General features: G+C 68.4%; 11 protein-coding genes. 3 read left to right on the top strand and 8 right to left on the bottom strand.

Annotated elements, in window-relative coordinates; genetic code table 11:
- Positions 1-3: 3 nt before the first annotated feature.
- From ACT9TC_RS13125 to ACT9TC_RS13100, 6 genes are all read right to left on the bottom strand, one after another.
- Complete coding sequence (locus tag ACT9TC_RS13125) at positions 4-783, bottom strand: glucosamine-6-phosphate deaminase (protein WP_458040917.1); 780 nt, start codon at positions 781-783, stop codon at positions 4-6.
- Positions 776-1,759, bottom strand: coding sequence for an ROK family protein (locus ACT9TC_RS13120; RefSeq protein WP_458040916.1), 984 nt, complete (start codon positions 1,757-1,759; stop codon positions 776-778). The genes ACT9TC_RS13125 and ACT9TC_RS13120 overlap by 8 nt, the downstream gene beginning before the upstream one ends.
- A 43-nt stretch (positions 1,760-1,802) precedes the next feature.
- Positions 1,803-2,648: a carbohydrate ABC transporter permease gene (locus tag ACT9TC_RS13115; protein ID WP_458042933.1), complete on the bottom strand. Its 846-nt coding sequence runs from the start codon at positions 2,646-2,648 to the stop codon at positions 1,803-1,805.
- 98 nt (positions 2,649-2,746) lie between these two features.
- Positions 2,747-3,733: a carbohydrate ABC transporter permease gene (locus tag ACT9TC_RS13110; RefSeq protein ID WP_458040915.1), complete on the bottom strand. Its 987-nt coding sequence runs from the start codon at positions 3,731-3,733 to the stop codon at positions 2,747-2,749.
- A gap of 108 nt (positions 3,734-3,841) precedes the next feature.
- Entirely contained in the window at positions 3,842-5,065 is a 1,224-nt protein-coding gene (locus ACT9TC_RS13105) for an extracellular solute-binding protein (protein WP_458040914.1), read from the bottom strand.
- 88 nt (positions 5,066-5,153) lie between these two features.
- Positions 5,154-6,308, bottom strand: coding sequence for an ROK family protein (locus ACT9TC_RS13100; RefSeq protein WP_458042932.1), 1,155 nt, complete (start codon positions 6,306-6,308; stop codon positions 5,154-5,156).
- 216 nt (positions 6,309-6,524) lie between these two features.
- Here ACT9TC_RS13100 and ACT9TC_RS13095 point away from each other — a divergent pair, with 216 nt between their 5' ends.
- Complete coding sequence (locus tag ACT9TC_RS13095; RefSeq protein WP_458040913.1) at positions 6,525-6,995, top strand: hypothetical protein; 471 nt, start codon at positions 6,525-6,527, stop codon at positions 6,993-6,995.
- Between the two features lie 174 nt (positions 6,996-7,169).
- Positions 7,170-8,603: a L,D-transpeptidase family protein gene (locus ACT9TC_RS13090; protein ID WP_458040912.1), complete on the top strand. Its 1,434-nt coding sequence runs from the start codon at positions 7,170-7,172 to the stop codon at positions 8,601-8,603.
- Positions 8,604-8,745: 142 nt separating this feature from the next.
- Here the strand turns inward: ACT9TC_RS13090 and ACT9TC_RS13085 are convergent, their stop codons facing one another.
- Positions 8,746-10,962 (bottom strand): NADP-dependent isocitrate dehydrogenase, encoded by a 2,217-nt coding sequence (locus ACT9TC_RS13085; protein WP_458040911.1) that lies wholly within the window; start codon positions 10,960-10,962, stop codon positions 8,746-8,748.
- A gap of 198 nt (positions 10,963-11,160) precedes the next feature.
- Here ACT9TC_RS13085 and ACT9TC_RS13080 point away from each other — a divergent pair, with 198 nt between their 5' ends.
- Positions 11,161-11,613 (top strand): GNAT family N-acetyltransferase, encoded by a 453-nt coding sequence (locus ACT9TC_RS13080; protein WP_458040910.1) that lies wholly within the window; start codon positions 11,161-11,163, stop codon positions 11,611-11,613.
- A 99-nt stretch (positions 11,614-11,712) separates the two neighbouring features.
- Here ACT9TC_RS13080 and ACT9TC_RS13075 read toward each other — a convergent pair whose 3' ends face one another.
- On the bottom strand, positions 11,713-12,510 hold the full coding sequence (locus ACT9TC_RS13075) for an alpha/beta fold hydrolase (protein WP_458040909.1): 798 nt from the start codon (positions 12,508-12,510) through the stop codon (positions 11,713-11,715).
- Positions 12,511-12,540: the final 30 nt, after the last annotated feature.

The raw sequence follows: 12,540 nt of genomic DNA, 5'->3' as shown, positions 1-12,540 counted from the left end.
CGGCTACAGCCCCTGCCAGGCCGGCTTGTGCGCCCACGTCTCGCGGTAGTAGTCCGCGAAGCGCAGGGCGGATGCCGCAGCCTCATCGACCACGACTGTCGCGTGCGGGTGGAGCTGAATCGCCGAGCCGGGCAGCGACGCGGTGAGAGGCCCCTCGACCGCACCCGCGACCGCCGCAGCCTTGCCCGCCCCGAATGCGAGCAGCACCAGGTGCCGTGCGCGCAGGATCGTGCCCAGGCCCTGCGTGATGCAGTGCACCGGAACGTCATCGACCGAGGCGAAGAAGCGCGCGTTGTCGTCGCGAGTACGCCGCGTCAGGGTCTTCACACGGGTGCGGGAGGCAAACGACGACCCGGGCTCGTTGAACCCGATGTGCCCGTCGGTGCCGATCCCGAGCAGCTGCAGATCCACACCCCCGGATGCCTCGAGCTCGGCCTCGTACGCCTCGCCCGCGTGTTCGATGCCCGCGAGCGACCCGTTCGGCACGCGCACCCGCTCCGCGTCGAGCCCGAGCGGTTCGACGACCTCGCGTCGGATCACACTGCGGTAGCTCTGTGGATCGTCGGGGTCGAGGCCGACGTATTCGTCGAGGGCGAACGCGCGCACGCGGGACACGTCAACGCTCGGCATCCGGCTCACCAGCGCACGGTAGACCGGAAGCGGGCTCGACCCGGTCGCAAGCCCCAGCACCGCGTCGGGTCGCCTGTCGATGAGTCGCACGATCTCGTCGGCGACGAGCGTGCCCCCGGTCGAAGCATCCGGAACGATGACCACCTCAGCCATGAATCAGAACCCCTTCCTCCGGCGCTCCGGCCAGCGCTGCGCCAAGAGCGGCCGCCGGCCAACCCGGCGGGAGCAGCTCGACACGGTCGGCGAGCGCGAGTGAACGCAGAAAGACGGATGCCTCGGCCACCGCTTCGAGTTCGCGCCGCACGTCGTCGTGCAATCTGGCACCGAGAGCGGTCAGTCCGCCACCGAGAATGACCGTCTCGACGTCCGTCGTGAGGACCAGTATTCGCACCGCCGCTGCAACACCGCGCGCGAGTTGGCCGCGGAGCGTCAACGCGAACGGATCGCCCGACGCGGCCGCGTCGAAGATATCCCCCACCGGGTGCGCGCCCGGTCGCCCCCATCGTTCGGCGAGCGCGGCGCCCCCGGCGAGGGCCTCGATGCACCCGCGCTGTCCGCACCGGCAGAGCGGTCCCGCGGGATCCACGCTGATGTGACCGACCTCGCCGGCCGCCCCGCGCGCGCCACGCCAGACCGTGCCCGGCACCGTCTGGCGCCCGGCGCCGGGCCCCGTCACGGGCCCCGTCACTGACCCCGTCACGATCCCCGCCGCGATGCCCGTCCCGAGGTTCAGGTAGGCGATCGATCCCGAGCCAGCGCGCAGCACGGCGGCGCCCAGGGCCGCGGCCCGCACGTCGTTGTCGACACGCACCTCCACCCCCAGCACCGACGCGACGGTATCGCCGAGATCGAGCGCCTCGATGCCCAGGTTGACGGCGTGCTCGACCCGCAGCGTTCCGGGCGCGATCTGGCCCGGAATGCCGATGCCGACAGACGAGATGCGCGACGCGGCACCCGATGGAGCCGCGCCCAGCTGAGCCCCGAGGTCGGTGACTGCTCCCAGGATCGTCTCGACCACGGCATCCGGACCCCACCCCGTGACGCGGCGCACCCGCGCGACGATCGTGCCGTCCGGCGCGACGGCGACCCCCTCGGTCTTCGAGCCGCCGACGTCCAGCCCGACCCTCATCGCCCGACTCCCGAGGGGGCGCCGGTGTTCAGCCTGTGACGCATCAGCCCTTGACCGCCCCCGACACGAGGCCGCTCGTCATCCGTCCCTGCACGATCAGGAAGAAGATCACGACCGGAACGGCGACGAGCGTTGACCCGGCCATCAACTCGGCCCAGTTCGTGCCGCCGTTCGGGTCGAGGAACGTCCGCAGCCACACCGGCAGCGTCATCGCCTCGGGCCGCGGGTTGAGCACGAGCGCGAAGACGAACTCGTTCCACGCCTGGATGAAGCCGAACACGCCGGTCGCGACCAACCCGGGCGCGAGCAGCGGGAACGTGATGCGCCAGAACGCCTGGGAGCGACTCAGCCCGTCGATCATCGCGGCCTCTTCCAGCTCGACCGGCACGCCGTTGACGAAGCCCCGCAGCGTCCAGATCGTGAAGGGCAGCACCGTCGCGATGTAGACCGCCGAGAGCCCGATGATCGTGTTGAGCAGCTGCCATCCGTCGATCAACCGGAAGGTCGAGATGATCATCGCCTCGGCGGGAATCATCTGCACGATCAGGATCGTCGCGATGAAGGAGCCGCGGGCCCGGAAACGGAAGCGCGTCACGGCGAGCGCCGCAAGGAACGCGAAGACGAGCGCGACGATCACGGTGATGAGCGCGATCTGCAGCGAATTGAGCAGGGCGGGCACGAACGGCGCGCGGCTCTGGCCGAGGATGATGCTCGCGTAGTTCTCCAGCGTGCCGTTGTCGGGCCACAGGTGCAGTTCGCTCCCCCGTACCTGCCCGTTCGGCTGGAACGACGTGTTGACCATCCAGTACACGGGGAAGACCGAGAAGAAGAACACCACGAGCGCCGCCGCACCCGCGAGCAGCGACCCCACACGTCGGCGCGCGGACATCTTGCGGCGCGGTGCGCGCGGCGGGCGCGGCGGGCGTTGCGGACGATCGGATGCCTCGGCATCCGTCCCCCGAATGTTGCGCGGCGTCGACACGGCGCTCATGCGCTCTCCTCCCGCAGGCTCCGGCGCACATAGAACAACGAGACCCCGACGAGCATCAGCACGACGATGACCGAGATCGCGCCGCCCGCGCCGAAGTCGCCCGAGCCGAGCGAGACGCGGTAGATGTACACGCCGAGCGTGTTGGTCTGGGACGCGAGGCCCCCGATGGACTGCAGCGCGTAGATCTGGGTGAAGACCCGCAGGTCCCAGATGACCTGCAGGATCGTCACGATGATGAGGATCGATCGGATGTAGGGCACGACCACGAGCCGGAAGCGCTTGACCGCTCCCGCCCCGTCGAGCTGCGCTGCCTCGAGCACCTCGTCGGGCACCTGCGTGAGCCCGGCATAGACCGTGAAAGCGACGAACGGCACGGCACCCCAGACGATGATGATCGTCGCGACGAAGAAGAAGCTGAGCGGATCGATCAGCCACGAGTGGCCCTCGAACGGCAGACCGAGGGCACTGAGGAACGCGTTCAGCACCCCATACTGCGTGTCGAAGATCCAGCCCCACACGATCGTCGCCGACAACGGCGGCATAGCCCACGCCAGCAGCAGCCCGACCGAGACGAGCGTGCGCAGGCCCGTGCCGAGCCGCCGCATGAGCAGCGCGACCAGGATGCCGAGCAGCATCGTCAGCACGACGCACACGGCCGCGAACAACACCGAACGCCCGAGCACCTGCCAGAACTCGGCGTCGGTGAGCACGGCCAGGTAGTTCGCCAGCCCGACGAATTCGGGCGGCGCTCCGAAGACCTGAGCCCGACCGAATTCCTGGAACGACATCACGAACAGCTGCACGAGAGGCCAGCCGGTGATGACCGCCAGCACAAGCAATCCGGGCACCAGGAGCGCGTAGGGCGTGAAGCCTCCGGGCCGACGCGGCCGGCGGCGTCCTCCGGGCTGCGGTTCGGGGGCGACGAGCCGCTCCCCCTCGACCGCGCTCACGGCCGGGGCGAGTCCGCGGGGGACGCTCGACATGGGATCTCCTGATCGGGAGGCGAATGGTCTGGGGCCAGATGGTGGGCCGGATGGGCGAGGCCCGATGGGCGGGGCCGGAGGAGCGCGCGGCTCCCCCGGCCCGCCCGATCAGCCGTTGAGGACCGACTCGATCTGCGTGTCGACCTCGGTCGCGAGCGCCGCGACGTCACCGCCGAGCGCGATCTGCACGAAGAAGTCCTCGAGCACGCGGGATGCCTCGACCTCGGCCCAGTTCGGCGATGCCGGAGTGAGCTTGGCGTTGCCGGCAGCCGCGGTGAAGGCCATCGCCTCGGGGGTGTCGCCGAGCGTCGAGGCGAGCGACTTCTTTGCCGGAATCAGGCCGTTCTCGCCGTAGATCGTCTGGAACTCATCGCTCAGGATGATCCCCAGCGCGCTCTTCGCCAAGTCGGGGTTGGCCGACTTGGCCGAGATTGCGATGTTCGATCCGCCCGCGAAAACTTGGGCGGCTCCGCCTTCCATGCCGGGCAGGGCGTAGACGAACGGTGCGGCGGGGGGCGCCTCGGTCTCGCAAGCGCTCGCCAGACCCAGCGCCCAGTTCGGGGCCGAGAACTGCACGGCCTGGTTCTCGCAGTACGGGGTCCACGGTTCGGCGTTGTCGCCATCCTTCGGTGCGAGGGAGGCGTTCATCATGAGGTCCTGCACCTGCAGCAGGCCCGCGACCGAGGCATCCGATGACAGTTGCGCATCCCAGCTGTCGCCATCCGCGACGGCGATCTCGCCGCCGTTCTCCCAGATGAAGGGCAGCGCGTTGTACCAGTCCTGGCCGGCGAAGTAGATACCCGACTTCCCCGGGTTGGCCGCGGCGAGCGCTTTGGCGCTCGTGACGTATTCGTCGAGCGTCGCGGGGGCGGCGCTCACGAGGGCGGGGTCGGCGAAGACCACGCGAGCGCCCGAGTACAGGGGCGGTGCGAAGAACTTGCCGTCGTAGGACCCGGCCTCGACGAACCCGGGCAGCAGGTCGTCGCCGCCGAGCGCCTCGTACTCGTCCGTGAGGTCGAGCAGGGCACCGACGGATGTGAAGGCGGGCGCCTGCGTGTTGCCGAACTCGACGATGTCGGGGCTGTCGGAGCTCGACAGACTCGTCGTCAGCTTGTCGACGAGCCCGTCCCACGACTGCTCCTCGATCACCAGGGTCGAGCCGGGGTTGTCGGCCTCGAAGGTCTCGACGAGGTAGTCCCGAGCCTCTTGCGGGGTGTCCGTGCCGACGAGCCAGACGCGGATCTCGGCTGATTCCGACGATCCGGCGGTGCAGCCGGCGAGGACGAGGGCGGATGCCCCGAGCAGGGCAATCGCCCCGAGCGTCTTCTTCATGGTGTTCCTTCGCGTGTGTTGAGTGGTGTGTGAATGGGTCGTGCCTGTATTGATCGGAGTGGGGCCTGTATCGATCGGGTGGGGCGGATCACGAGACACCGAGCTGTCCGGAGAGCACCATGACGGCGGCCCCGCGCAGGACGATGTCTTGGCCGTGCTGGGTCATGCGGACGCGCACGCCGTCGTGGAACTCGGCGAGCGTGCGGGCGCGCAGGGTGTCGGCGGTCTGCTGGAGCAGGGGGCCGTCGAGCAGTTCGGGCGGACCCGAGAGAACGATCTCGGACAGATCGAGTGCGCCGACGATGGGCGCGACCGCGATGCCGAGTCGCTCGCCCGCGTCTCGCAGGATGCCGTCCCGGTCGGTCTCCGCGGATGCCTCGGCCAGGCGGGCTTCCAGGGCCGGCACCGACAGCCAGGCCTCGAGGCACCCGACTTTGCCGCAGGCACAGCGCGGACCGCCGTCCGTGCCGATCGTCACGTGTCCGATCTCGCCCGCGGCGAAACGGCTGCCACGGGTCGGCTGACCGCCGGTGAGCAGACCCGAGCCGACACCCGCGCCCACCTTGATGAGCATCATGTCGTCTTCCGCGCCGCCGAACGTGTACTCGGCGAGCGCTGCCGCGTTGGCGTCGTTGGCGACGAGGACGGGCAGCTCGAGCGCCGAACGGAGGCGAGTCTCGAGGTCGAAGGCCGTCCATCCGAGGTTCGGCGCGCTCAAGACGACGCCGCGGTCGTCGACGATGCCGGGCGTGCCGACGCCGACGCCCAGCACGGGCGCGAAGGAGTCGGCGATCAGGTGTCGGGCGAGTTCGATGACGGCCGTTGCGGCGGCCTCTCCCCCGCCGGGCCGCGGCACTTCGTGGCGGGCGACGATCTCGCCGTCGAGGGTGAGTACGGCGCCGAGAAATGCCGTTGGCCCCGAGAGGTCGATGCCGACGATCCGGTGCGCGGCGCGGTCGATATCGAGCAGGATCGCGGGCTTGCCGGGTCGCGAGCCCTCGCGCAGTCCCTGTTCGATCACAAAACCATCGGCGATCAGCTCGGCGACGAGGTCACTGATCGTGACGCGAGTGAGCCCGGTTTCGCGCGACAGGTCCGCGCGACTCAGGGGGCCGCGGTGGAAGAGCGTCTGCAAGACGAGCGAGCGGTTGTGTCCTCGTCCGTGCTCCGGGAGAACCTTCTTGCCGGGCCGCAGGGCGCGACCCGCACCGAAGGCTCGAGGGGACGTCGTAGCCGGGGGCATGGTGATCGGCAGCGCGGGTCCGGATGCGGGCTCGGACACCGCGCCGGAGGGCTGCTCGGGGGTCGACATATTTGTTAGTAGACCTTACTAACACTCCGCTTGGCAAGGGTTTGTCCACAGTTCGTTCGGATCATTTACAAAACCGTAATGAGACGCGCTCGCGGCGCTGCCCGGAGAGCGCACATAGGCTGGGAGCTTCACCAAGGGGGAACCGTCATGAATCGACGACTGATCGCGCTCGCGCTGGCCGCGACAGTAACGTTCGGACTGACCGCGTGCACCGGAGGTGGGTCCGAGTCCCCCGAGAGCACTGGATCCTCCCGGGGCACTGAGTCCTCGAACAGCGGGGGCGCACCCGAATCGCAGACGGTGGAAGAGGCATGCGCCTCGATCAACGGCACCATCCAAAGCGTCTCGGCCGACTTCGAGGGCGTCACCGCCGAAAACCCCGAAGACGCGGCTGCCGCGTTCCAGGCCGCCGCGGATGCCCTGGGCGACGCGACCTCGGAAATCGGAAATGCCGAGGTCGCCGCGCTGCTGCCCGACATCCAGGCCGTCTTCGAGGCTGCCGGAGAAGCGATGACTGCTCTCTCCGAGGGGGATGCCACGAAGGTCACCGAGCTGCAGAACCTCGGCACCGATCTGCAGGAGAGCTTCACCGCGTTCCAGGAACTCTGCCTCGAGTAGATCAGACCGCTCCTCCCCCGCGTCGGCGCCACTTTCCGACATCCGCCACATCGATTGGCGGCGCGGATGCGGCGAAGTTGCACTCCCGTCCCCGGCACGATAAAGAGTCGTTGCGCCTTCGTTCTCAAGCCTCGCCTACAATCGAGGCACACCCCTCCGCGGGTGAGGGGGCCCGTGACTGACCTCATTTCGACGCCATCGTCCGCTGTCGACGATGCGCCGCTGACTCCTGCGCCGCGCGTGGAGTGGACTCCGGCTCCTCCGCGCAAGCGTCGTCGCTGGCCGCTCGCGCTGTGGATCGGGATCCCCGTGCTCGCTCTTGCGGGCATCGGCGTCTTCTTCGGCACCATCCTGATCGCACCGGGCGTGACCATCGCGGGAGTTCCCGTGGGCGGCCTCACGGTGGGCGCCGCCACGGAAAAGGTCTCGCAGACCGTCTCGGACACGGCAGTCGAGGTGTCCGTGGCCGGCACCACCGCGACCATCAGCGGCGCCGATCTGGGCGCGTCGATCGATGCGGATGCGCTCGCGCAGGCCGCCCTCGAAACGCACCCGATGTGGCAGGTGGGCGGGTGGTTCCCGAGCCCCGAACGGGTCGCACCCGACGTGGACGCCGCTGAATCCGAGGCCGCCCTCGCCAACGCGTTCGCCGCCGACTGGGTGGACCCCGTAGACGCGGTCGTCGCTTTCGACCCCGCCACCGGCTCCTATGTCGTCACACCCGCGGTGCCGGGTCGCGGCCTCGACCACGCCGCGATCGAGCAGGCCTACGAAGCTCGGCGGCTCGACTCCTCACTCCCCCCGGCCTTCGACGGCCAGCTCGTCGCGCTCGAGGCAGACATCACGACGGATGCCGCGACAGCCCGCGTGGAGCAGCTGAACGCCATGGTCGCGTCGGCGGGCTTCTACGTCGGCGAGGAGCGCACCGTTCCGATCGCCGCTGATGAACTCGCTTCGTGGCTGACGCTGTCGCCGAATCCCGAACAGGGCACGATCAGCATCTCGGCCGACCGCGCGGCGATCCAGACCATGGTGGACACGCTGCCCGCCGCCGTGGATCGCGCGCCCGTCAACGGCGTCCAGGTCGTCAACAAGGCCGGCACGGTGCTGCGCACCGAACAGGCCGGCGCCGGCGGACGCGCTCTCGGCGCGACGACCGGAATCGCCGCGGGCTTCGCATCGCAGCTCGCCGCCGGTGATGCCGCGTACGCGCTCGATGTCGAGGTGACCACCGCGCAGACCACGTCCGTGGTTCGTCTGCTCGAGGTCGACCTCTCCGAGCAGCGGCTATATGTCAAAGAAAACGACGTCGTGGTCGACTCGTGGCTGATCTCCAGCGGAGGACCCGGCTGGGCCACCCGCCAGGGCAACTTCACCGTCAACGCCAAGGTGCGGATGCAGGACATGGGTAACAGCGAGGTCGGCTACCTTCAGCCCGACGTCGAGTGGGTCATGTACTTCAGCGGCGACCAGGCGTTCCACGCCGTGTACTGGCGCAACATCTGGGGCACTCCGCTGAGCCACGGCTGCGTCGGTATGCCGACGTCGCTGGCCAAGCAGATCTATCAGTGGGCCGACGTCGGAACCGACGTCTGGGTGCACGCGTAAGCACACCGCGTTTCGACTCGGCCCTCCGGGCCTCACTCAACGACCGAGGCCGTGCCCGGTCGTTCAGCGAGCGCAGCGAGACGAAACGCAACGAAAGAAGAGCGGATGCCGGAGGCATCCGCTCTTCTTCTGTTCCACACCCCTACATGGCGTCGATGATGCCGTTCAGCGTCGAGGACGGACGCATGATGTCGTCGACCCGCTGCGCGTCGGGGTGGTAGTAGCCGCCGATGTCGACGGCCGTGCCCTGGGCCGCGGCGAGCTCGGCCACGATCGCCTGCTCGTTCGCGGCCAGCTCGGCGGCGATCGGCGCGAACCGAGCGGCGAGCTCGGGGTCGCTGGTTTGCTTCGCCAGCTCCTGCGCCCAGTACAGCGCGAGGTAGAAGTGGCTGCCGCGGTTGTCGATCATGCCGACGGCACGACCCGGCGAGCGGTCGTTCTCGAGGAACGTTCCGGTTGCCGCATCCAGTGTGTCGGCGAGGACTTTGGCGCTGGCGTTGCCCGTGCGGTCGGCGAGGTGCTCGAACGAGGCTGCCAGGGCGAAGAATTCACCCAGCGAGTCCCAACGCAGGAAGTTATCACCCACGAGCTGCTGCACGTGTTTGGGTGCGGAGCCGCCGGCACCGGTCTCGAATAGCCCGCCACCCGCGAGCAACGGAACGATCGAGAGCATCTTGGCGCTCGTGCCGACCTCGAGGATCGGGAACAGGTCGGTCAGGTAGTCGCGCAGCACGTTGCCCGTCACCGAGATGGTGTCGAGTCCGTGACGCATGCGCGAGAGCGTGTACCGCGTCGCCTCTTCGGGCGACAGGATCGACAGCTGCAGACCGTGCACGTCGAGGGTCGCGAGAGCCTGGTGCACCTTGGCGATCAGCTGCGCGTCGTGCGAGCGGTTGACGTCGAGCCAGAACACGGCGGGCGAACCCGTGGCGCGCGCTCGCGAAACGGCGAGACGCACCCAGTCGATGACGGCGATGTGCTTGGTCTGCGTGGCGCGCCAGATGTCGCCGGCTTCGACGGCGTGCTCGATGAGCACCTCACCGGAGCTGTCGAGGACCTGGACGATGCCGTCAGCGGCGATCTCGAACGTCTTGTCGTGGCTGCCGTACTCTTCAGCGGCCTGAGCCATGAGGCCGACGTTCGGAACGGTGCCGATCTTGGCCGGATCGAGCGGTCCGTTCGCGATCACATCGTCGATGACGGTCTGATAGACGCCCGCGTAGGACGAGTCGGGGATCACGGCGATCGTGTCGTCTTCGCCACCATCCGCGCCCCACAGCTTGCCGCCGTTGCGGACGAGCGCAGGCATGGATGCATCCACGATGACGTCCGACGGGACGTGCAGGTTCGTGATGCCCTTGTCGGAGTTGACGTACGACACGCGTGCCCCGGCCGCGAGGGCCTCGTGGAACGCGGCGATGATCTCGTCGCCCCCGTCCACACTGGCAAGCCCCGCGAGGATCGCGCCGAGCCCGTTGTTCGGGTCGAGGCCGGCCGCCGCGATCTTGTCGCCGTAGCGCGCGAAGACATCGGCGAAGTAGGAGCGTACGACGTGCCCGAAGATGATCGGGTCGCTAACCTTCATCATCGTGGCCTTGAGGTGCACGGAGTACAGCACGTCGTCGGCTTTGGCGGCATCCTGCGCCTCGGCCAGGAAAGCGTCGAGCGCCTTGCCCGACAGGAATGTCGCGTCGATGATTTCGCGCGGCAACACCTTGAGATCGCTCTTCAGCACCGTCTCGGTACCATCCGTCGCCGTGTGACGAATGGTCAGGACATCGTCGTGTGCGGCGACCCAGGACTTCTCGTTGCTCTTGAAGTCGTCGTGACCCATGGTCGCGACGCGTGTCTTCGACCCGGCGGGGAACGGCTTGTTGGTGTGCGGGTGCTTGCGGGCGTAGTTCTTCACCGACAGGGGCGCGCGACGGTCGCTGTTGCCCTCGCGCAGCACGGGGTTGACGGCCGATCCCTTGATGCGGTCGTAGCGCGCGCGCACGTCCTTCTCATCGAGGCTCGTGGGCTCGTCGGGGTAGTCGGGGATGTCGTATCCCTGCGCCTGCAGTTCGGCGATGGCCGCCTTCAGCTGCGGGATCGAGGCCGAGATGTTCGGCAGCTTGATGATGTTCGCCTCGGGGAGCGTCGCGAGCCCGCCGAGCTCGGCCAGCGCGTCGCCGACCTGCTGTTCGGGCGTCAGCTTCTGCGGGAAAGCCGCGAGCACGCGAGCCGCGAGCGAGATATCGCGCGTCTCGACGTCCACGCCCGCCTGACGCGCGACGGCACGCACGATCGGCAGAAACGATGCCGTTGCGAGGGCCGGGGCCTCATCGGTGTGGGTGTAGATGATGGTCGATTCGGTCACCAGAAAGTCTCCATTCACGTCTTGTCCACCCTATCCCACGCGCCCGAAATGTATCTCGACGTCGAGATAGTTGACCGTCGCCGACGCCCGGGAGAACGGCCTCGTGAACCCTCGTTCAGCGCGGGATGTTCATGGCGAAGACACATTCCGCAACATCGAACTGTGGGCACTCACACGATGAGCCGTTAGCCTGTCGCTATGGCTGAGCTGCGATTGGTTGAACTGTCCGCGTCCACGATCGTGGCGGTGAACAACCTGTCCCTGAAGCCCGGGCAGGAACAATTCCTCGCGCCGGTGTCCTACGGCGTCGCGGCCACCGTCGCCGACCCGACCACGTCATGGCAGCGCGTTGTCGCCGATGGCGACGAGGTCGTCGGCTTCGTCAGCGCGAACTTCGACGACGATGCCTCGATCGACTACTTCCGCTCGGTGCTCTGGCGCATCAACGTCGACGCCGACGACCAGGGCCGCGGCGTCGGACGCTTCGCCGTGAAGTCGCTCGTAGAAGAGGCGCGCTCGCGCGGTCTCGACCACGTCAACGTCATCTACGAGGCCGGCGAAAACGGGCCCGAGGCGTTCTTCCGCCGCGTCGGCTTCACGCCCGTGGGCGAGACGGAGTACGGCGAGGTCATCGCCCAGATCCGCATCTAGCGTCACAGGACAGACAATCGTTTCGACTCGCTGCGCTCGCTCAACGAGCGGGGGTACGCCGGTCGTTGAGCGAGGCCCGCAGGGCCGAGACGAAACGCATCACGGGGCGGTCAAGAACTCCAGCGCGGCATTCCGGAAGTCGCGTGAGCCCGGGGTGTTGAAGTGGTGCCGGCCCGGGATCTCGGCGAATCGACCGTTCGGTGTGGCTTCCGCCAGAACGCGTGAGCGCTCGAGGATCGCGTCGTCGCTGCCCGTGGCGAACAGGATCGGCTGGCGCGGCGGATGCGCGGGGTCGGGGTCCGCGTCCCCCAGCCGCATGCCCTCGGCGAGCGCGATGAGCGAGCGCAGGTCGTTGCCCGCCACCCGCTCCGAGAGCGTGACGTAGTTGCGGGTGACCTTGTCGCTGATCTCCACGCCGTCCTCGACGAACGCCCGCGCTTCATCGAGTTTCAGGCGCCCGAGCGGTGTGCCATCCGGAATGCCGCCCAGCACCGCACGTGAGACGCGGTGCGAGGCCTCGACCGCGAACTGCCACCCCACACGCGCGCCGAGCGAATATCCGACGTAACGCACCTCCTCGACCAGGTACGTGTCGAGGACGATCTCGAGGTCCGCGAGGAAGTCGTCCATCGTGTAGGCCCGCGGCTCGTGGGGTTTGTCGCTTGCCCCGTGACCGCGCTGATCGACACCGATCACGCGGAAGCCCGCCCGGGTGAGGTCGCGAACCCAGCCCGTGTCGACCCAGTTGTCCCGGCAGCTCGAGGAGAAACCGTGGACGCAGAGAACGGGCACCGCATCTTCGTCGCCCCACGTGTACGTCGCGATGCGGTAGCCCTCCACCGACATCACGAACTGCGGATCGGTCATCTCGGTCAGCACTGGTGAGGGAACGCTCATGGCACACAGCATCCCACGCGTCCGGCCGCC

This window comes from Microbacterium sp. HM-570, assembly GCF_054165885.1.
Note: the sequence above shows the minus strand (reverse complement) of the source record. Positions and strands in the feature narration are given on the sequence as shown.